Genomic DNA, 21,287 nt, shown 5'->3' on the forward strand with positions numbered 1-21,287 from the left:
GTCGGTCCAGATGGCCGTAGTCAATTGGTATGGCGCAAGGTGGCGACTGCTTTTGCTGTACTCATAGAGCACCAATGTTGCTATACTGAGAACCTATGGCGAAAAATAGTGTGAAGTTTGTGTGTAGTTCTTGCGGCGCCCAAAGCAGCGCGTGGGCGGGGCGGTGTAGCCAATGTGGCGAATGGAATACGCTGCAGGAAGAAGTTCAGCTTGTTGCCGCTGGTGGAAATGGGGCGAAGCCGACAGGGAAGATTTTGGCATCCCAGGATGTACTGAGTAGTACGCGCCAAAAAGAAAAACGTATACCAACCACACTGGCTGATGTCGACGCTGTGCTGGGCGGCGGGCTTGTGCATGGCGGGGTGGTCCTGATTGCCGGGCAGCCAGGGATTGGAAAGAGCACACTCCTTATGCAGGTAGCAAACCACGTCGCAGCGAGCAGGCCAGTTCTATACATTAGCGGCGAAGAATCAGAACACCAAGTTGCTATGCGGGCATCTCGCCTGGGTGCATCGGCAACTCAGCTAGAAATAGCGAATAGCAGCCAAGCAGATGACGCGGCGGCTACTATTGCCAGCAAGCAATTCGAACTGGTAGTTGTCGATTCTATCCAGACGATGAATGCGGTCGGTGTTAGTTCTGCGCCAGGTAGTGTTAGTCAGATTACCAACAGTACAAATATACTCCTGCAGGCGGCGAAGCAGTCAAATACGGCACTCATCATCGTTGGGCATGTCACCAAAGAAGGCTCCATAGCTGGGCCAAAAATTCTTGAGCACATTGTAGACGTTGTCCTCACACTTGAAGGAGATGCCTACGGCGGTTTTAAGGTGCTTCGAGCTACCAAGAACCGGTTTGGGCCAACCACCGAGGCGGCAATAATGGAAATGGACGAACAGGGGCTGAAACCTGTCCTCAACCCGTCACAGGCGCTGCTAGAAGAGCGACAAATCACTGACGGCTCGGTGGTACTCGCGACCCTAGAGGGCACGCGACCACTTCTCGTCGAGGTGCAGGCCTTGGTAAACAAGACGAATTACGGGTACCCAAAACGGGCCGCAAGCGGGATTGACCTCAATCGAGTGAACCTCCTTGTCGCCATGTTAGAACGCCGCACCAAGCTCAATTTGGCTGAAATGGACATTTACGTCAACATTGTGGGTGGACTGCGCTTGCAAGACCCGGCTGCCGACCTGGCGGTGTGTATGGCAATTGGTTCTGCGGCCAAAGGCCTCAAACTAAAACGAAATGCAGTTGTCTTCGGTGAAATAGGCCTCTCAGGTGAAATTCGCCATGTGCCGTTTATAGAAAAGCGTGTCGCAGAAGCCAAAAAGCTCGGGTTTGACTGCGCAATCGGGCCGCGCATACGGGGCAGCGCAAAGCAGCCATCATTTCTTGTGACGGTGCCAGATGTACGCACAGCGCTAAACGAATTTCTCCAGAAATAAACAATACATACAAGGCGCGGCGCTGGCACGCTGGCTTGCCCTTTGTCGTAGCTATGGCTACACCTCAGGCAGATGCTAACAAGCCAGCACTATATCTGATGACTATGATACCTCAGGATAGGAGGGTCGGGGTACTAGGAGGGTTGGAGTGTTAGGTTGACGGTACGCTGGGGGCTTTCACCACCGAGACACTTGCGCTGTCGCTGCCTTGGTAGAGAACGCTGTCGGTGACTTGTATGGTTACCTGCAGGGATTCGGCACTATCGCTAGCGGGCACATACGTAAACTGGTAATCACCACTGGCGCTAACCCCCTGCGACTGCACTTGCTGGCCGTTTATCGATAGTGAAAGTGTACCGGGGAAGCTTGCCCGTGCCGCGTCGTTAAGCGCGTGAGTACCTTGGTCGACGCGAACCATAATACTACAGCCCGCCTCGGGACATGTTAGCCCAGCTTCGCTGACGGTAGAAGCGCCATTCACTGCTGTAATACTAGCTGTTGGTTTGGCATCATTACAGTTATGGATGTCGTCGTTACCCGTAGCAGGAGCGTTGCCGCCGGTACTACCACCCGAGAAGACATCGACGTTCCAGCCCGCTGCATTACTGTTTGCGCTGCTTTGTTTCGCAAGCGGCGGAGTACAGCTCGTGGCTAGCTTGTTGGAAACTTTGTCTAGCACTTCGTTTGTTGAGGCTGCCTTTCCAACATACCAGGAAGGGAAGAGGTCGGTGGCGCGGCTCGGGACGATTTGTCCTGCGCCGTTCTTGCTGCGGTTTATGAAGGCTGGGGCTGTTTTGATGCCCGTAGGCTCTTTCCAGTTGTCGGCCGCTCCGGCACGGTCATGCGCCCCTTGCATAAACTGTTTCATAATAGGGGCAGTCATGTTTTCTGGCTGGCCGTAGTACGGCACGGTGCGCGTGTGGTTTCCGACCCATATGCCAGCTGAATATTTCTTCGACCAGCTGACCATCATGCCGTCGAGCAGGTTGTTTGTGGTACCAGTTTTTATGCCAATTTTCCACCCTTTATAGCGGTGGAACTTTAGTCCGCCACACCCTTGTTCGTTACAACTGTTCCCCAGATAAGATGCTGCTGGGTCTGACGCCATGTCGTTGACTATGTACGCTGAATCGGGTTTTACGATTTGTTTTCCGGCTGGCTGTTTGTATTCTTTAAGTGTCTTGCCGGCAGCATTTGTTACTTTCAAAATGTAGGTTTTTGGCAGCGACTTGCCGAGCCGCGAAATAGAGGCGATGCCATTCACGTGGTCGTCAAGGTGCAGGTACGCACCGTCGCCAATACCTGCTGAGGCATAACACTGCGTTTCATCTGCCTTGGTTGCTGTAGTAACATCAGTTGCATCCTTGAAACAGCGGTAGCCATCAGGGTTGTCCATGAGCCCATCTATGGTTGAGATAACTTTATTGATGGAGTTTGTGCGGCCAGGGCTCGTATCGTTCGGTACGGCTGAGGTAAAGGCCTTCACGGCAGGCACGTTACGAGAACCGCCAAGTGCATAGCGCAGCGTCATTGGGCCGGGGTATCGCCGGTCAAAGTCAAACAAACAGTTGCCGCCGCTTTCGGGACGAGCTCTGTTAGTACACGTGTACTGTGCAATCGGTCCTTGAGTGTCGTACAGAACGCTACCAGCACCAACATTCTTGTTGTTGTCTATAAAAGCCAGGTAGTTGTAGGGCTTAATGCTTGAGCCTGGTGATATGTACATTTGGTTTGCATAGTTATTTTCGCCGTATCCAGGCGTGTCTAGTCCCCAGCCCCCAACGAGTGCTACGATTTGCCCAGTTTCATTATCTTCGGCAACAAAGGCCCCCACATCTGCCCGCTGGCGGGTTAACTGCGCGCGCCCATCGTTCATAGATTTTTCAGCGAGCGCTTGCAGGTCCATATCTACTGTGGTTATAACCTTCCATCCACCATTATCGACGACTGCTTTAGGAAAGGTTTTGTACAGCTCGTCCCTGGCTGCAAGCACAAAGTAGGGTGCTTTAATGTTGTTATATTTGTCTTGACGTGGTTTTACTTGAGCCAAAATATCAACTTTTTTGGCGTCAGCAGCTTGTTGCTTGGTGATATATTTTTCATCAACCATAACATCGAGTATGTAGTGCTGACGGCCGATGAGCCATTCCCTGTCGAAGTAGTTTGTTCCAAGGCTTTTATTAAACTCCGGACTACTATAGGGGGAGAGCGAGCCGGGTGCTTTCGGAATGGCCGCAAGCATAGCGGCCTGAGCAAGGCTGAGGTCTTTTGCGCTGACCCCAAAGTAATCTTGGGCTGCTGTCTCCACCCCATAGTTGACATTACCGTATGGGGCCATGTTGAGGTACCCAGTTAAAATCTCTTTCTTACTGTATTCGCGCTCGAGCTCAACGGCAAGAATGAGTTCTTTGACCTTTCGGCTAACGGTTCGTTCATTTTCCCAGCCTTCGCTAAGCTTCACCAGCTGCTGCGTAATGGTCGAGCCGCCTTGCCGACCACCGCTGCCACCTTTTACTTCATTGACTGCCGCTCGAACAATACCTTTTGTATCGAACGCGCCGTGCTCAAAGAAGTTTCGGTCTTCTATAGCCAGCGTGGCTTGTTTCATTACTTCGGCTATTTGGTCTTCTGCCACGGGAACTCGTTTTTTCGCTTCGTAATCTTGATAGAGCAGGACAGTACCAGTTCGGTCATAGTAGGTAATGCTGCCGCCAAAGTTACTGCCGTTTACGTCATTTATTTTCGGTAAATCTTTTCGGAAGTAGGCAAACACGCCTACTAAAAGTAAGAAGCCCACCACAAAACTAACACCGGTGATTTTGAGCGCCATGAGCGCACCCTCGCGGCTAAACCAGTACTTTGCAATTCGTTTTGGACTCATACGGTAAAGAAGCCGTTTCCAGGGCTGGGCAGGGAGACTACTAAGATATGCAGCCTTGCGGCGGGCTTTGGCTTCGCGACTCGCTCGCAAACGCTCATTCAGTGACCGGTTTACTTTAATGGTCTTGCCACTGCGCGTCACGAAGGTGTTCGATTTTGCTTTAGAGCGTCGGGGACGGTTCGATTCAAGCTGTTTCATGTAGCTACGCTTTACTCCACTTATATACTGCAATTCAGTATAGCAAAATATGGCCTACGAAGCACAAGCAAAATCTAACTAACTCGAACCCGTTTTAACCGGCGGGTTCACAGGGGGAGGGCCTGTCCTCCCTGTTGATTATGGTGAAATAATTAGACATAATCAGCCCCGTCCCTAAATGCTTCGCTTACGCTTGACGATCGTCTTTGGCTCCAGCAATGGTCCCGCTTCGAGCTGAGGTTTAACTCTTATCTCTTAACTCTTATCTCTTAACTATGTATACTAAAACCATGACATTATCAGAGGAACTCGCCTGGCGAGGATTTACCAATCAAACAACGTACAAAGATACCGGCGCCCTTAATGGCAAGCCGATAACGTTTTACTGGGGTGTTGACCCAAGTGCCGATAGCATGACGGTAGGTAACTTCGCTGTTGCTATGATGATTCGCCATTTTATAGATCACGGCCACAAGGCCATCTTGCTGGTAGGTGGTGCCACCGGCATGATTGGTGACCCAGACGGCAAAAAACAGGAACGTGACCTGCTGTCGCTCGAGGATATAGAGCGCAATAAGCAGGGTATATCGGAACAGTACCGCAAAATTTTTGCCGGACACGACTTTGAAATTGTCGATAACTATGACTGGTTTAAAGAGTTTGGCTACCTCCAGTTTTTGCGTGAAGTCGGCAAGCACGTGCCAATGCGCCAAATGCTCGGCCGCCAGTTTGTCCAAGACCGTTTGACCGAAGACGGCGACGGCATTTCGTACGCCGAGTTTAGCTATGCTCTCATACAGGGATTTGATTTCCTCCACCTGTACCGTGAAAAGGGTGCAACGCTGCAGGTGGCCGGTTCCGACCAGTGGGGAAACTGTATTGCTGGCGTGGAGCTCATACGTCGTATGGCCGGGGGTGAGGCGCACATATGGACAGCACCGCTTATTGTGAATAAAACGACTGGGGTGAAATTTGGCAAAAGCGAGGGCGGTGCCGTGTGGCTTGACCCTGCCAAAACAACGCCGACGGGCTTTTACCAGTTTTGGATAAACTGCGACGATTTAGGGGTAGAAGACTACCTGAAAATCTACACCCTGCTGCCGAAAGAAGAAGTTGAAAGCATTATGGCAAAACAGCAGGAGAACCCTAGCGCGCGCTATGCACAAACGCGTCTGGCCGAGGAAGTTACGCGGCTTGTGCACGGCGAAGAATCCCTTGCAACTGCCCAGAAGGTAACTGCCTGCTTGGTGGGCGAGGCACCTGTGGGTGAGGCCGATGGCTCGACTATTCAGGCATTGCGAGCAGAAATTCCGAGCGTGCAAGTTGCTGAGGATGGCTCGGTATTGATGGCAATGGTTGACGCTGGCCTGGCCAGCAGCAACGGCGAAGCCCGCCGTTTACTCCAAGGAAACGCCATTTCTATAAATGGGGTGAAAGTCTCAGATGAAAACTTCAATCCTGCGTTGTTTACCGCTGGCCGCCTCATCCTACGCCGCGGCAAAGCCCACAAAGACTCTGCACTTGTAGAACTACAATAGATAGTATTCCATTATGGCGCAATAGTAGTATATAATATTGCTCATATAGGAATAGGAGCCAGCGTGAATTATTTTGGTAGGCAGCCTGCTGATGGAGCGAGTGAGGCCAGTCGTTGGCAGGATTTAGCAGCCCGGGAAGCGTATAGCATTTTGGCACGCGAGCCTGCAGCGCCTGGTGTATTATCAGATGCTTGGACAGATATAGAAACACTGGCGATTAACGCTAAAAGCAGTGGGGTTGGGGCATATTTGATTGAACAATCGGTAGTATTGAGTGCTGTTAAGCCCAATCCAAACACTTCGAAGCAGCTGCTACTCCTAGATATGGCACTGAAACGTCCTGAAGTGCCTATGATTGTATATCATTTTGACGTACCCCCATCTGTACGCTCTATCTTGCCACGGTATGCTTTGGAGGGAATTAAGAATCCGACACCACAAGATGGTTCGTCGGTCCGACCGCCAAAGACAGCCAGGGAGATTCACACTAGAGCTTTCCCCTGGCTACAAGCGATAGGCGGCATAAGGGCCTCGAATCAGAACTATACTCTACCAGGGCCTGGAAAACTTTTTGGACCAAAATGGTTAACAGGTTATTTACTTTCGCAGAGTTTTGACGCGGTGCAGCCGAAGCATTTACCTAAGGGGCATGAGCCTATACTCCTAGACGATATCACAATACAACGAATAGCTCGACACGCAGTGTGTGCTGAGGTGGTCTATCTCGGAGGAAGACCTCAAGATGGCAGTAGGAATTATATGTCAACAGTGTCAAACCCTCGCTACGGCGCCTGGGGTCGTGAAATGCCAACCGGCGAGGATCAAGTTCGCGATGTGCTTGATGTGGCTCCAGATACCCGTACTCGAGTTCTGCGAAGAGATCCTAGTCACATACTTAGCAGAGAGCTTGCTCGCTCTGGGGGTTTGCCATGGCTATTGCCGAAAGAACGTCAAATGGTGGATTTTGAAAGTAAAGCGGGTCGAATAGTCTTGGGGATAGCAAGGCAGCACATGACTGAACCGATTGCAGCAGCGAGAATGCAGCAATGTATAGATGCAGAAAAAATGATTGCGTTAGTTAGGGCTTTCTCACCTGTTGATGCGCCATGATTCGGCGATACCCGGCTGATAATCTATAATCGTGTATATGCGATTTCTTGGTCTCTCGGTTGGAAAATTGACACTTAAGGGCTTGCGGCTCATGGGTCGGACGGGTTCGGCACTGCCCGGGCGGGTGGTTGAGAAGCTTAGTCCAAACTTTTTGGCGGTTATGCTGGCGCAGCTGCCCGGCGGCGTGATTGTGGTGTCGGGCACCAATGGGAAAACGACGACGACGAAGATAATCGCGAAACTACTGGAGTCGCAAGGCCATAGGGTGCTTACGAACCCCACAGGGAGTAATTTTGTGCGCGGCATTATAAGCGCCGTGGTAGATAAAGCAAGTTGGGGTGGAAAATTGCCCTACGATATTGCTGTCTTCGAGCAAGATGAAGCGCACGCCGTTCATTTTGCGAAAGTTGTTAAACCACGAGGCGTACTGGTGCTCAATGTCATGCGCGACCAAATGGACCGGTTTGGCGAGATCGATACCACACTGAGGCTACTAGAAACGTTGGCACAATCGGCTACCGAATTTGCGGTGCTCAATGCCAATGACGAACGCGTCAGTACTATAGCAGTCAAGGACAAAGTAAAAACAGTTTGGTATGCGCATAGCAAAGACTTGCAGCCGGAATTTCTGACCGACGACCAACTGTATCATGGCGAGACGGCGACATTCGCGCTCGGCGGTACGCCACTCATAGAACTCACCGGCTACGACGAAGAATCGGTTTCGCTTACGGTGCACGGTACGCCACACCGTTACCAGTATCAGCTCCAGGGCGGTCACAATGCGCTGAACTTAGCGGCTGCACTGTGCGTGTTGTATCAGGTGCTACCCGAACCGGATACTGCAAAGCTTGCAGAGGCAATCCTAACGGTAGAGCCGGCTTTTGGCCGAGGTGAAGTCATATCCCTGCCAGGCGGCGGCAAGCTGACGCTCCAGCTTGTGAAAAACCCCGGCGGGTTTATGCAAGCACTACGCATGCTCGAGCTGAAAGACTACAAAACCGTCGGCATCGCCATTAATGATGATTACCCAGACGGACGTGACGTCTCTTGGCTATGGGATGTTGATTTTTCCGCTATTACTTCTCCGGTGCTGTGCGGCGGCGTCCGGGCGGCAGACATGGCTAACCGGCTAAAATACGACGAAGTAAAAACAGTCGCAAGCCATGAAGACCTTGCCGAATATATTAGCGCGTTAAATAACCGCACAGCAGCTGCTGGCGGAGAAGCCATACTATTTTGCACGTATACTGCGATGCTGAAGGTTCGAAGCATGTATTTGGGAGTCGTATCCGGTCTTGATGAGGGGGACTCATGAACATGGAACACAAAAGTGCTTCACCAATTCAAAATTCAAGATTCAAAATTCAAGATTCGAATGCGTATCATCTGACTATTGTGCATCTCTACCCGCGCGAAATGAACATATACGGCGACACCGGCAATCGCTTGGTGCTGCAAAAACGGGCAGAGTGGCGCGGAATTGATGTCCAGGTGAAGCTGGTCGGTGTTGGCGACCCCATCCCAAGTGAAGCCGATATCATCATTGGTGGTGGTGGCCAAGACGCAGGGCAGGGCAAAATCCAGGATGACCTGCAGGCCAAAGCCGAGCAGCTGACCAAAATGGCCGAAGACGGCGTGGTTATGCTCATGATATGCGGGATGTACCAGCTATTTGGCCGCCGGTTCGTCACCCATGAGGGTGAAGAAATAAAAGGTATCGGTATATTGCCGCTTGAAACAATTGGCGGTGACCAACGCATGATAGGCAACACCGTCTACGAAACACCATACGGCGAAGTGGTGGGCTACGAAAACCACAGCGGCGTCACGACGCTCGATGACTCGACACTTGCGTTCGGCACCGTCACGCAAGGAGACGGCAACAACGGCCAAGACAAAACCGAAGGCTGCCGCGTAGAAAATATCTTTGGCACCTACAGCCACGGCCCCGTGCTTGTCAAAAACCCTGCGTTTGCCGACGAACTCCTCCGCCTGGCCCTCTCTCGTCGCTACGACGAAGTTGAATTACCCCCACTTGATGCCCAGACCGAACTGGCCGCACAACACATCGCCAAGTCCCGCCCCAGATAGACAGAACACGCTGCCTGCGATAGGCTTAGAGTGATGGAGTATGTGTATATCGATGAGAGTGGCGAGCCTGGTACTTCCAGTAGGCACATTATTGTGGCTGCGCTTGTAACTGAGCATGATAGAAAGGTTGCAAAGGCTATATCAACTATTTGGAAGGCAAAGCCACAGTTCCATAATCTGAATGAGCTACATGCCCATAAGGTAGATGATGCGACGCGCCGTCGAGTGCTGCAAACACTAGAGGCGTTAGAAGTTTCTATATATTTTGTACTAATCGATAAACAAAAAGTGCATGGTAGCTTAGAAGAAGCCTACTACCGGGCGATTGCATTGATTGCCGGAAGATTTCACAGGGCACATGTCATAGTTGCAGACCGAAGAGATACCGACAGGAAGCGCATAAAAGTTATTCAACAATATGGCCTAGAAGCCGCTCTCCGAGCAGTTGTCTTTCGGACTTCGCACGATGTAAAACAGTTACAGGCAGTGGATTTTGCTGCTTGGGCAATTGGGCGTTATTACGAACAAGGTGATATATCATTTATGAAACTAGTTTCACGTATACAACAGCTATGATTATGATAATAAAAAGGAAACCTCCCGCTTTAACGGACCGCTCATGGCGATCCAACGCGGGAGGTATTACTCCATGTTTATATCTTAGCAAATCACAAGGGGTTTGTCAAGGTGGTGGCCTGTGCTGTTAAGTGATGACGTGACGGTTGTGAAGGGGGTGGGCGAAGCCGTGGCCAGGGGGCTCCGGCAGCTCGGTATTCGGACGGTGTTTGATTTGGTTGATTACCTGCCTACGCGGTACGAAGATTATTCAGAGGTCATGGAAATAGCACAGTTACGGCCAGGGCCGGTGACGGTTAAGGCGACTGCGAAACAGGCTACTGGGCGCTATGTGCGACGTGGTATGCACATTACGGAAGCGGTGTTTTCAGACGCAACTGGCAGCGTGCGAGCGGTGTGGTTTAACCAGCCGTACCGCGCCACTGCTCTGAAAACAGGTCAGGAATATTACGTGAGCGGCACGTACGAGCTGAGTCATCAGCGCTTTCAGATTATGAATCCTAGTGCCGAGCTGGTGAAAGAGTTTCCGGTCAACACAGCGCGAATTGTACCGGTGTATCGACAGTCTAAGCTTATCTCTACCAACCAATTGCGAAAGCTCATCGCAGGGTGCGTACCAAGCTTGCGTGAACTGCCCGAAACGCTTCCCAAGTGGATTTTTACAGGGGCGGGATTGCTATCCCGCGCGGAAGCAGTAGGGGCGATGCACTTTCCGCAGTCGCCGGAGCAACTCGCTGCCGCCCGGCGCCGGTTAGGGTTTGAGGAAGTATTTGAGCTGAGTCTTGCGAGCATGCTGAACAAACAAGAAAGCATGCGTGAAAACGCGCTCTCCATACCGTTTAATGCCGAGCTGGCCAAACAGTTTGTGGCAGCGTTGCCCTTTACGCTTACCGATGACCAGCGCCGGGTAGTTTGGCAGGCCTACCAAGACATGGAGCATCGCTACCCGATGAACCGTCTCGTAGAGGGCGACGTTGGGTCTGGCAAGACTGTTGTGGCGGCCATGGTGGCGCTGATGGCGGCAAAAGAAGGATTTCAGGTGGCCTTTATGGCGCCGACCGAGCTGCTGGCCATGCAGCATGCTGCAACCTTGCACCCCATGCTCAAGCCGTTTGGGCTGCGGCCACATCTACTCGTCGGCAGCATGGCGGCAAAGGACAAAGCAAAGACGCAGGCCGAGATTGCAAGTGGCAAAGCACAGTTGCTGGTGGGCACCCATGCGCTGTTCCAAGAAAAAGTGGATATGCTGCGTCTGGGGCTCATCATAGTCGATGAACAGCACCGATTTGGGGTGGAGCAGCGAAAAACGCTGATGGCAAAAGCGGGTCACATGCCGCACGTTTTGTCACTGACGGCCACGCCTATTCCACGAAGCCTAGCCCTAACGCTGTACGGTGAACTGGATATCTCGGTACTAAAAGATAAACCAACTGGGCGGCTCCCAATCGAAACAAAAATAGTATCCCCGGTGAACCGCGACAGATTGTACGAAGGCATCCGCGGTGAAATTGGGGCGGGGCGGCAGGTGTTTGTGGTGTGCCCGACGATAGAGATAAGAGATAAGAGTCAAGAGGTAAGAGGGGCGGCGGTGGAAGATGTATACGCGGAGCTACAAAAAAAACAGCTCAAGGGTTGGCGGATTGGACTACTACACGGGAAAATGAAGGTAGGCGAGAAAGACGCGGTTATGCAGGCGTTCTTACGCCACGAGCTCGATGTTTTGGTGGCAACCACGGTTATTGAGGTGGGTGTGGACGTGCCGAACGCTAGCATTATGGTGATAGAGTCGGCCGAGCGTTTTGGGCTAGCGCAGCTTCATCAGCTGCGGGGGCGAGTTGGGCGGGGAAGCGTGCAGTCGCAGTGCTACTTGCTGCTAAGCGACACCAAAGCCCCCTCAAAACGGTTGCGGGCTATAGAGTCGAGTAACGACGGCTTCCGGCTTGCTGAACTCGACCTTGAGCTGAGAGGTCCCGGGGCAATTTACGGCGCACTGCAACACGGCGCACTCGACCTAAGGGTAGTGAAGCTTTCGGACACGGCGCTGATTGCCGAGGCGCGCAAAGCCGCCCAAGCGTTCATAGAAAAGGGAGAAAATTTGCTACAATATCCGGAGCTTGCAAAGCATGTCGCAAAACTTCGTATGGTAACGAATCTCAACTAATGTATTCTGGATCAACCCTTCATCAGCTTCGAAACCTGGATAGGTGGTTTGGGGCGCACCAAAAAATAGACCGTCTTGCGCGTCGACATTTGCAAACTGTTGAAACACCAGAGGCAGTTCGGTCTTTCCCGCGTATGCGCCAAATTCTGACGTTTGAAGGTTCAAATGGCCCCGACGCCATAAAGCGGAAAACCCCGGCGCAGGATGAACCATGGCACTACTATGACCCATACGACCCAGACGATACCAAGCTCCTCGATATCATTTCGGCTCATTACAACGAACTGGTGTTGGCAATTCGCTCGGGAAACGAAACGCGGGCAAGTTTTGAAGCCGCGTGGCTCGCACATGCCGTGGTAGACGGTTTGACACCGGCGCACCACTACCCATACGAAAAGGAACTGGAGCGGCTTCGTAAAGGTCAAGGAATAGAAACCCGCCGAACGCCCAAAGAAAAACTGATGATGCCGGGCGACACCGTGCGAGAAAAAATGCATAACAACTGGAGCATGTGGGGAGATAAAGGGCTGCTGGCAACGCACATTGCGTTTGAGGCGGGGGTTGCGCTGCTGGTTCTGCCCATGCGGTATCGTCGGCTTGGCCTGCAGACGCAGCTTCCGGTAATAACGGGGCAAAAGCCGTATCTGTTATTTTTCAAATCCCAGGCGAAAAAGATTGCCGATGGCCAGTACTACGAACAGTTTTATCGCCACGGTTGGCTGCCAAAACTAGGTAAGCAAGTGCGGCGCGAACTCATACCGGATATTGTTCTAACAGTTGCGTTTATATGGCACTGCGCGCTGAAAGAAGCGCGGCGGGCAAAACGATGAGAGTTATTGCGGGGCGACTGGGCGGACGCGTGTTTGAAAACCCCCGGGGACACCGCACGCACCCCATGAGCGAGAAGGCCCGGGGAGCAATTTTTAACGCGCTGGGCGATGTGGAAGGGCTGACGTTTCTTGACGCGTACGCAGGCAGCGGTGCTTTAGGCATAGAGGCGTTAAGCCGTGGGGCTAGCTCGGTACTGGCTATAGACATAGACATAGAGGCGGCAAAAGCTATGACTGCGAGTGTGAAGGCCCTGGGGCTTGATGGCCAGATGAGTGTACTACGAAAAAACATTAGTGGCTGGTCGCGGAACCATCAAGATAGTACGTTTGATATTGTGCTCGCTGACCCGCCGTTTGACGATATTAGGCCAAATGTACTAGAACGGCTGCTTGTTCATGTGAAGCCGGGAGGCCTTTTTGTGCTATCTTGGCCCGGCGCTGAACGGGTGCGGGGTTTTGCAGGTGCGCAGCAAGTTGCCCACAAACCTCTCGGCGACATTCAACTAGTTTTTTACCGCAAAATTAGCTAAAATACCACTGTCCACGCGCGAGTGGTGGAATGGTAGACACGCCAGTTTTAGGAGCTGGTGCCGCAAGGCATGGAGGTTCAAGTCCTCTCTCGCGCACCAAAATATCACAATAATTGTGATATTTTTTATATCTTAAAAATACAAACCTACCCCATTTTAGTATCAGTTAGAGGACTGTCCTCTATGTCCCCTCTACTTTCCTCTACTTTCTTCTGTCCTGTACGTTCTCTATGACCTATCTGCGTGCTTAATCTGCAGGCTATCTGTTAATATTAACAGCAGCTATGTCTTGGGAAATATTCGTCATTATCAACCTCATCACCGCCTCGTTGCTCGTGCCACTGCAACGGCTTTTGCTACGCAACGAAAAAACCGAGCCAATTTCATTCATTGTTGTTTCGCAGCTCCTTACAGGTACACTGCTCATTCCATTTGTTTTAGTGAATGGCTTTCATATGCCCGACCTTAGCAAGTACGGATTTCTGGTAGCAGCAATGTTCTTGTTGTATAGCCTTGGGCATTATTTATATGCATATACCCTCAAGCGGGCTGAGGCTTCAATATTTTCTACACTGCTGGGTACAAGCACGATTTGGGTTGTGGCAATGGGCTATCTTGTACTGCATGAAGCTCTGAACATGTTTGATGTCCTCGGTGCCGTCATCATTCTGACAAGCCTCTTGATGCTCATGGAAAGGAAGAAGCGTAAAATTCATGTTGAAAAGTCTGTCGCTATGGGTCTGCTCGTCGGTTTAATATTCGGAATTGCTTCATCAATGTGGGTATATATCGGCAAGCATTCCGACCTACTAACGTGGACAATGATAAGTTTCTTCGGAACTCCGCTAATTTTCCTACTCATCCGGCCGAAACTCGCACAAACTGCCAAACATCTTATTTCGGGCGATTTACTCCTTAAAATGCTTTTTCTGGCCGTTATTTGGGCAGTTGATAATCTTGCTTCTCTGGCAGCCTATCAGCGCGGAAACGTCAGCATTATTGCGCCCTTGCTTCAAACCAGTGCAATATTGAGTGTTATTATTGCGATTATATTCTTAGGCGAGAGAGAACGTTTGCGCTGGAAAATTGTTGCTGCTGTCGTGTGTTTCGTGGGGGTTGCGCTAATTATAAGCTTCTAGCCGACACCGTTATCCGTGACTTTTCCCAAAGTCAAAAAAAACTTGGAGCGGAAAATTCAAAATGCAATAAAGTCTGGCTGGGCGTGGCGCACTTGGGGATAGAATGCAGACAGTTATATTGGCACCAAACTCAAATAATGACATAAGAACACTGACGGTGTGGGCGCTTGCAATCTTGGCCGTTGGGCTTCCATCAATCATTGCTAGTTTTTATAAGAACGCCCGCTAGTCTGCTATAATTTCGGCATAACAAAGGAGGGTTTATGGCTTGGGTGATAGCGGTAATACTAATCATTTTGCTAGCAACGGGGTTATTTACGGTCAAACAGCAAACGATTGCTATCGTGGAGCGGTTTGGTCGGTTCAAAAAGGCCTCGAAAGCCGGACTTAATTTCAAAATTCCGCTTATTGACCAAATTGCTGGGCGTGTGAACCTGCGCGTGCAGCAGCTAGACGTTCAGGTAGAGACAAAAACGAAGGACAATGTGTTCGTCTTTGTTATTGTGAGTGTGCAGTACTTTGTGCCAGCCGAAAAGGCAGTCGATGCGTTTTATAAACTGCAGAACCCCCAGGAACAGATTACGGCTTATGTGTTCGACACCGTACGTGCCCGTGTGCCGGCAGTTAACCTAGACCAGTTGTTCGAAATGAAGGACGACATTGCTACCGCGGTGAAGGCAGAGCTCGACACAGTTATGGACGACTTCGGGTATGCCATAGTAAAAGCCTTGGTGACAGACATCAATCCCGACGAAAAAGTCAAAGTGAGTATGAATGAAATTAACGCTGCACAGCGTCTGCGTGAAGCAGCCATACAGCAGGCCGAGGCAGATAAAATTCGTGTGGTGAAGGCTGCCGAAGGTGAAGCCGAAAGTAAGGCGCTACAGGGACAAGGTATTGCAAACCAGCGCAAGGCCATCATAGAAGGGCTGAAAGAGTCGGTCGAAAACTTTAGTAGCGCCGTGAACGGTGTGAACAGCCAAGACGTTATGAACCTGGTAATGATGACGCAGTATTTTGACACCATCAAAGAACTAGGCATGAGTGGCAAAAACAGTACCATCCTTATCCCTCACGGCCCCGGTGGCATGACCGACATGAGCGACCAAATCCGCAACGCCATGATTACTGCTGAGCAGGTGAACAAGGCCACCAAAACTCAGGCTTAAACTTCAGGGGCTTGCAACCTTTGTCCCTTAGCTAAACCTGCCTCAACTGCTATTCGACCATTAAGCAGCGCAATTTCTCTTCTGAGCCCCACTCGTTCAGAAATGTATGCACTGCTAACACCTTTAAGTCTAGCTAGCATTTCCCGTTCGTGGGCTCTCGATAGGGGGTCTCCACACAGTAATTCGGTGATAACAGTCGGATTGCAATTTTGGACTTGTCTTTCGCCAACCTCTCTCCGCACATTTAGCGCTGCGGCGCCAATCGCGTCATAGCTGCTTTGTAAATCATCTCGTATGCCACGCAGGGAGCGGTCTGAAACCAGCGCCAAGACATCTGCAATTGCAGGCTCTACTCCCCTAACTGTGTCGTCGTGCTGTAAGGCGGCGGCTTCTTGTGTAAATTTCATATAAATACTTATTCCTGATAATTCTCACTGTAAATTACTCTTGGGCTAGAGCTCTGTCAATACCGAAACTCATAGGCTTTAACTTTATTAATTACAGTGCGACCCTTTTTTATAGAAGTTGTTGACACAGGCACTTTAGTTTGGTAAAGTGGTCTGGATGAAAACGTATGATATATCGGTTATGGAAGAAGCGATGACTCAGCAGCTGGCTGAGGTACTGACAGATATTGCCGAAGTGCCTACCATGCAAGCTTTTTTGCGCGATGTTATGACAGAAAAGGAAATAATAGAAATCAGTGCCCGTTTTGAGGCTGCTAGAATGCTTTCAGCTGGCGAGTCCTATACGAATATTATCAAACGAACGAAACTGAGTAGCCGTACGGTAGCGCGCATCAGCGATTGGCTACAGAACGGTTCAGGTGGCTACCGCACTGTCATAGAAAACATTCATCACGCTCATCTCTCGCCGGACTTGTCTAGGTAGTCATCTCTTTTTTCGAAAAAGTACCGCCGGACAAGCTCCGGCGTTTTGCTTTGTTAAGAATTAACTATTCTAGTTTCTCATGCTATAGCATCCAGAACTAGACAATTGTAAGGAGATTTGAAATGAAAGAAATGATAAATGCAGACTCAGTTTGTGACGAGCGGCCCACATTTGAGCTGCCCGAACTCGACTGGAAGAAACAAGGTGGCATGGTGCCGGCGGTTGTGCAGGATGAAGCCGATGGAGGGGTGCTGATGGTGGGGTGGATGAACCCTGAATCCCTTGAAAAAACACTAGAAACCGGCAATGTGACGTTTTGGAGCCGAACTCGTGATGAGCTCTGGACGAAAGGTGAAACATCTGGCAACTTTTTACGCCTGAAAGCCATGGCTAAAGATTGCGAAGGTGGCGACACGCTTGTTGTGGTCGCTCGACCTGCCGGTCCCACTTGTAGCGAGGGGAATCGGACGTGCTTCGATGGCGAGGGAAAAAAGATTGTTGGCGATGTAGAAACGTACCGGCGTCGGTGGAAAATTGGCACAATGATTGCGGAGATTGATGCAACTTTTGAGGAACGAATGGCAGAGTTCGATGACGCTTCAAAACAGAGCTACTCACTTAATCTGCTTCGTGACCCAAATAAAGCCGCAAAGAAGCTCGGCGAAGAGGTCATGGAATTTGTGCAGTCAGCAATAGAACAGGAAGCCACGTTGGCTGAAAATGAGCTCGCAGATGTTATTTTCGCGGCGATTACCATGGCACTGAGCCGAGGCAAACAAATTTCTCTGACCGGTGTAACGGAGATTCTTATTGGTCGCAATCAGGGTAAACGAGCGGGCAGCGACGAGCGCTTCAATCTGCCCGGCAAAGGAGCCCAAGATGGAACTGCTGCGTGATATTGCCGTTTCTGCTGAACGAATACTGGTGCCAAAGAGTCGTGATGCGCTCAGCGCTGTTGCTGCGTTTACTGAGACAACCGGAGTTGAGGTACCACTAACCGTTTGGGATACAGAGTATGTGCGAAGTAACGGTCGGAGTTTCCGGCTGGTGCCAGGCAGCGACATGTCAAGTCAGATTGCTGCTGGATGGGGTGATATAGCGATATGTTCGACAGAGCTTGTCGCAGAGGCGGGGGTTGATGCGCTCCAATCAATCCGCGTCGGGAAAAGTATCTGCCGTTACAGCATCTTAGCGCTCGAAGAGAGTGCCGAGGACTGGCGAGCATTTCTTGAGCGAACGTCACGCTATGCTCGCAATCCCCGTTATGTACCGGCGTCATTCCCGAACTATCTGGGCATGATTGCAGCTGGCCGAGATTTACCTTTGGTACCAATGAGGGATATTTCCATAAGCGGCAAGGGCGAAGCCACTATGCGAGATAGTGGCATTGGAGCGGTCGCAGATAGAGTTGTGAGCGGCGAAACGGCTCGGAAGCTAGGGGCACTGGAGGTGTTTGAACTCGCCAAAATTTACCCAGAAGTCATTTTTAGGAGGCAAGATGCAGACGCGTATAAACCCGCCGCGTGAAGGATGGGAGCGACTATGCCAAAGACCGTCTTTGGCACGAGGTGTGCTGGATGAAACCATTGGCGCGGTGTTTGAGCAGGTGAAACAGGGCGGTGACAGTGCCCTGTACGCACTCACCGAATTGTACGATGGGGTGAAACTCACCGATGTGAAAGTGCCCCTCCGCGGTGAAGCCGAGGAAAGCAGCAGCTTAGACAGTGACCTAAAACAGGCTATCGATATGGCCTACCAAAATATTTGGAAATTTCACACGCTCCAAGCTGAACACGATATACGCCGGGTCGAAACGCAGCCTGGCGTCGTGTGCTGGCAAGAGCCGCGTGCGATTGAGCGAGTTGGGTTGTATGTGCCTTGTGGTTCAGCTCCCCTGGTGTCGACTATGCTGATGCTCGGCGTGCCGGCGCAGATTGCGGGCTGCCGTGAGGTTGTGGTGTGTACGCCGCCGAACAAATCTGGAAAAATCGACCAAGCAATCCGCTATGCAGCGGCAAAGTGCGGTGTAAACCAGTTGTATACGGCCGGCGGTGCACAAGCCATTGCAGCCATGACACTTGGTACAGAAACAGTGCCGCGTGTCAATAAACTGTTCGGGCCGGGCAATCAGTACGTGACCGCGGCAAAAAACTACGCTGAGCGTTACGGTGTGGCCAAGGACATGCCGGCCGGGCCGTCTGAGGTCCTTGTGCTAGCAGACGAAACCGCCCGACCTGACTTTGTGGCGGCCGACCTCCTTAGCCAGGCCGAACACGGCTCAGACAGCCAAGTTGTACTGGTCACAACGTCGCGTCGTTTGCAAAATGAAGTGAAGAAAGAGCTTTTTCGCCAGATACGCTTACTCGAACGAAGTGAAATTGCTGCCCAAGCCCTCAAGCAGTCGCTGAGTGTCTGGTTTCCCGACATAGAACAAGCTGTTGCCTTTGCAAACACCTACGCGCCCGAGCACTGGATTATGCAAGTTGCTGAGGCTGAGGATTGGGCAAGCCGCGTGCAAAATGCCGGTTCGCTCTTCATTGGTTCATATTCGCCAGAAAGCGCGGGCGACTACGCGAGCGGTACAAACCACACCTTGCCCACAGCCGGATGGGCGAAAACAAACAGTGGCGTTTCGGTTGCATCGTTTCAAAAAACCATTAGTTTTCAGTCGATTTCGCCTTTAGGCTTGCGCACGCTGGCGCCAGCTATTTTGCCGCTTGCGAGCGCCGAAGGTCTGACTGCCCACGCTCGTGCAGTCTCAATCCGTCTCGAATGAGCACGGCCCAGCACTGCGTCAGGGTCCGTCCTTGACGCAGAGAAGCTCTTAACTCTTAACTCTTAACTCTTAACTCTTAACTCTTAACTCTGTATACTAGGAGGCATATGATACTATCGGTACAACCATATAAGGGTGCGCGGGATTTTTACCCCGAAGAAAAGCGTTTGCAAAAATACATGTTCGCGAAGATGCGCGAGGTGTGTGAAACCTTTGGCTACGAAGAGTACGACGCGCCGGTGCTTGAGCCGACGGACCTGTTTTTGGCAAAGGGTAACCAAGAAATTATAGACGAGCAAACCTACACGTTCTTGGACCGCGGCGGCCGCAGCGTGACCATTCGAACCGAGATGACGCCGACGGTCAGCCGTATGGTTGCCGGGCGTCGTCAAGAACTGGCGTACCCAGCGCGCTGGTACTCCATACCAAACGTCTGGCGCTACGAGCGGATGCAGCGGGGGCGCTTGCGCGAGTTCTGGCAGCTCAACGTCGACATCTTTGGGGTAGAGGGTATAGAGGCGGAGCACGAAATCATTGTGCTCGCCGACCGGATTATGCGGAGCTACGGGGCTAAGCCGGAGATGTACACCATAAAGGTAAACAGCCGCAAGCTCATCAACTACCTGTTCCGTGACTATCTAGGTATGAGCGATACGCAACAAGAAATGCTGGTGCGACTCATAGACCGCATGCACAAAATGGAAGACGAAAGCTTTTACGCACAGGCCGATGCTATTTTGACGCCCACGCAACGGGAAAACGGTGTACTGACGAAACTAACCGAGCTCCTCAAGGCAAAAAAACTGAACGATTTGCCGCCAGGTGTCGAATCTTTGCCATCAGTGTTAGCACTAAAGCAGCTGAGCGATTTGCTCGCCGAGTCTAAGGTGACGAACGTTCGCTTTGACATCACGCTCATGCGAGGCTTTGATTACTACACCGACATAGTGTTTGAGGTGTTCGACGAACACCCCGAAAATAACCGCAGCATGTTTGGCGGCGGTCGATACGATGGGCTGGTTGGCATGTTTGGCGTTGAGCCAGTGCCAACGGTGGGCTTCGGTATGGGCGACGTGACATTACAGAATTTCCTGGAAGGACACGAGCTTATTCCTGTGCTTGCGCCCGAAACAGATGCCTACGTGGTGCTGCTGGGTGAAAACATGTACGAAAAAGCCCAGGGCGTGCTGGCGCGTTTCCGGGAGGACGGCCTCCGTATAGCGGTGGATACCACGGGACGCAAACTGGAAAAACAAATAAAGACGGCGGTGAAAAAAGGCATAGACCACATTATTTTCATTGGCGATGCAGAAGTGGCCGACGACCGTTATAAGCTGAAAAACCTCGAAACGGGCGCAGAGGAAACGCACGGTAGCGAGCGTATTGTGGCCATGCTGCGCGACCGACGCCGTAAGCACGCCGTACCAAAAGTGGCGCCAGCAGAGACCGACGCAGACGACTTCGACGTATGACCGCAACGAACCATGCGCTAACAGGCGCCCTTATTGGCCTTAGCATAGGTAACCCCTGGCTGGCGCTGCCGGCTGCCTTTGTGTCTCACTTTGTGCTTGATGCGGTGCCGCACTTCGGGTTTAAGGGGAAGCTGTCTGACGAAGAATTGCTTTGGCGTCCTGCGTTTAAGGCATTGCTAAGTGTCGAAGCACTCCTGTGTTTTGGAGTCGTGCTTACCCTGTGGCTGATACGGCCAGAATATTGGTTGCTTGGGGCGGTTTGCGCATTCGTAGCGGCGTCACCTGACCTATATTCCTTGCCACGGTTTATTGAGGTAAATGGTTGGAGTTCGAAAAAAACGCAGTGGAACGCGTTTCGGCGGTTTCATAGGGGCATCCAGACAGAGCGAATCTGGGGTGCTTGGATAGAACTGGCTTGGCTTATTACCGTACTGAGCCTGTTCGTACGGTTCCTGCGGTAGCTGGTAATCTTCG

19 protein-coding genes and 1 tRNA gene are annotated in these 21,287 nt (G+C 51.4%); 18 read left to right on the plus strand and 2 right to left on the minus strand.

What is annotated here, in order from left to right:
* Positions 1–95: 95 nt before the first annotated feature.
* A complete protein-coding gene (gene radA, locus IPP75_00495; protein QQS69616.1) occupies positions 96–1,448 on the plus strand; it encodes a DNA repair protein RadA in 1,353 nt (450 codons plus the stop codon).
* A 151-nt stretch (positions 1,449–1,599) separates the two neighbouring features.
* Here the strand turns inward: radA and IPP75_00500 are convergent, their stop codons facing one another.
* Positions 1,600–4,527 carry a penicillin-binding protein gene (locus IPP75_00500; protein ID QQS69617.1) on the minus strand — a complete coding sequence of 976 codons (2,928 nt, stop codon included), beginning with the start codon at positions 4,525–4,527 and terminating at the stop codon, positions 1,600–1,602.
* 290 nt (positions 4,528–4,817) lie between these two features.
* On the opposite strand from IPP75_00500, the gene IPP75_00505 reads away from it, so the two are divergent.
* The 11 genes from IPP75_00505 (at position 4,818) to IPP75_00555 (ending at position 15,674) form a co-directional block, all read left to right on the plus strand.
* Positions 4,818–6,065: a tyrosine--tRNA ligase gene (locus IPP75_00505; protein QQS69618.1), complete on the plus strand. Its 1,248-nt coding sequence runs from the start codon at positions 4,818–4,820 to the stop codon at positions 6,063–6,065.
* A gap of 63 nt (positions 6,066–6,128) precedes the next feature.
* Complete coding sequence (locus tag IPP75_00510) at positions 6,129–7,175, plus strand: hypothetical protein (protein ID QQS69619.1); 1,047 nt, start codon at positions 6,129–6,131, stop codon at positions 7,173–7,175.
* Between the two features lie 37 nt (positions 7,176–7,212).
* Entirely contained in the window at positions 7,213–8,493 is a 1,281-nt protein-coding gene (locus tag IPP75_00515; protein QQS69620.1) for a DUF1727 domain-containing protein, read from the plus strand.
* A 2-nt stretch (positions 8,494–8,495) separates the two neighbouring features.
* Positions 8,496–9,269 (plus strand): glutamine amidotransferase, encoded by a 774-nt coding sequence (locus IPP75_00520; protein ID QQS70132.1) that lies wholly within the window; start codon positions 8,496–8,498, stop codon positions 9,267–9,269.
* A 33-nt stretch (positions 9,270–9,302) separates the two neighbouring features.
* Entirely contained in the window at positions 9,303–9,845 is a 543-nt protein-coding gene (locus IPP75_00525; GenBank protein QQS69621.1) for a DUF3800 domain-containing protein, read from the plus strand.
* 121 nt (positions 9,846–9,966) lie between these two features.
* Positions 9,967–12,006, plus strand: coding sequence for an ATP-dependent DNA helicase RecG (recG, locus tag IPP75_00530; protein QQS69622.1), 2,040 nt, complete (start codon positions 9,967–9,969; stop codon positions 12,004–12,006).
* Entirely contained in the window at positions 12,006–12,836 is an 831-nt protein-coding gene (locus tag IPP75_00535; protein QQS69623.1) for a hypothetical protein, read from the plus strand. The genes recG and IPP75_00535 overlap by 1 nt, the downstream gene beginning before the upstream one ends.
* On the plus strand, positions 12,833–13,366 hold the full coding sequence (locus IPP75_00540; protein QQS69624.1) for an RsmD family RNA methyltransferase: 534 nt from the start codon (positions 12,833–12,835) through the stop codon (positions 13,364–13,366). The genes IPP75_00535 and IPP75_00540 overlap by 4 nt, the downstream gene beginning before the upstream one ends.
* Positions 13,367–13,381: 15 nt before the next feature.
* Positions 13,382–13,465, plus strand: a tRNA-Leu gene (locus tag IPP75_00545).
* 185 nt (positions 13,466–13,650) lie between these two features.
* A complete protein-coding gene (locus IPP75_00550; protein ID QQS69625.1) occupies positions 13,651–14,505 on the plus strand; it encodes a DMT family transporter in 855 nt (284 codons plus the stop codon).
* 263 nt (positions 14,506–14,768) lie between these two features.
* Positions 14,769–15,674, plus strand: a complete 906-nt coding sequence (locus IPP75_00555) for an SPFH domain-containing protein (protein ID QQS69626.1) — start codon at positions 14,769–14,771, stop codon at positions 15,672–15,674.
* On the opposite strand, the gene IPP75_00560 is transcribed toward IPP75_00555, so the two are convergent.
* Positions 15,671–16,081: a hypothetical protein gene (locus IPP75_00560; GenBank protein ID QQS69627.1), complete on the minus strand. Its 411-nt coding sequence runs from the start codon at positions 16,079–16,081 to the stop codon at positions 15,671–15,673. The two genes, IPP75_00555 and IPP75_00560, sit on opposite strands and share 4 nt — an antisense overlap.
* A gap of 157 nt (positions 16,082–16,238) precedes the next feature.
* Here IPP75_00560 and IPP75_00565 point away from each other — a divergent pair, with 157 nt between their 5' ends.
* The 6 genes from IPP75_00565 to IPP75_00590 all read left to right on the plus strand — a co-directional run bounded on the left by IPP75_00565 (position 16,239) and on the right by IPP75_00590 (position 21,274).
* Positions 16,239–16,565 carry a hypothetical protein gene (locus IPP75_00565; GenBank protein QQS69628.1) on the plus strand — a complete coding sequence of 109 codons (327 nt, stop codon included), beginning with the start codon at positions 16,239–16,241 and terminating at the stop codon, positions 16,563–16,565.
* A 122-nt stretch (positions 16,566–16,687) separates the two neighbouring features.
* Positions 16,688–17,461, plus strand: coding sequence for a bifunctional phosphoribosyl-AMP cyclohydrolase/phosphoribosyl-ATP diphosphatase (locus tag IPP75_00570; GenBank protein ID QQS69629.1), 774 nt, complete (start codon positions 16,688–16,690; stop codon positions 17,459–17,461).
* A complete protein-coding gene (locus IPP75_00575) occupies positions 17,445–18,092 on the plus strand; it encodes a hypothetical protein (GenBank protein QQS69630.1) in 648 nt (215 codons plus the stop codon). Before IPP75_00570 ends, IPP75_00575 begins: the two co-directional genes overlap by 17 nt.
* Positions 18,064–19,341 carry a histidinol dehydrogenase gene (hisD, locus tag IPP75_00580; GenBank protein ID QQS69631.1) on the plus strand — a complete coding sequence of 426 codons (1,278 nt, stop codon included), beginning with the start codon at positions 18,064–18,066 and terminating at the stop codon, positions 19,339–19,341. The genes IPP75_00575 and hisD overlap by 29 nt, the downstream gene beginning before the upstream one ends.
* Positions 19,342–19,448: 107 nt before the next feature.
* Entirely contained in the window at positions 19,449–20,813 is a 1,365-nt protein-coding gene (locus IPP75_00585; protein QQS69632.1) for a histidine--tRNA ligase, read from the plus strand.
* Complete coding sequence (locus IPP75_00590; protein QQS69633.1) at positions 20,810–21,274, plus strand: hypothetical protein; 465 nt, start codon at positions 20,810–20,812, stop codon at positions 21,272–21,274. Before IPP75_00585 ends, IPP75_00590 begins: the two co-directional genes overlap by 4 nt.
* Positions 21,275–21,287: the final 13 nt, after the last annotated feature.

The sequence above is a fragment of the Candidatus Saccharibacteria bacterium genome (assembly GCA_016700375.1).
Classification (GTDB): Bacteria; Patescibacteriota; Saccharimonadia; order Saccharimonadales; family UBA4665; genus JAGXIT01.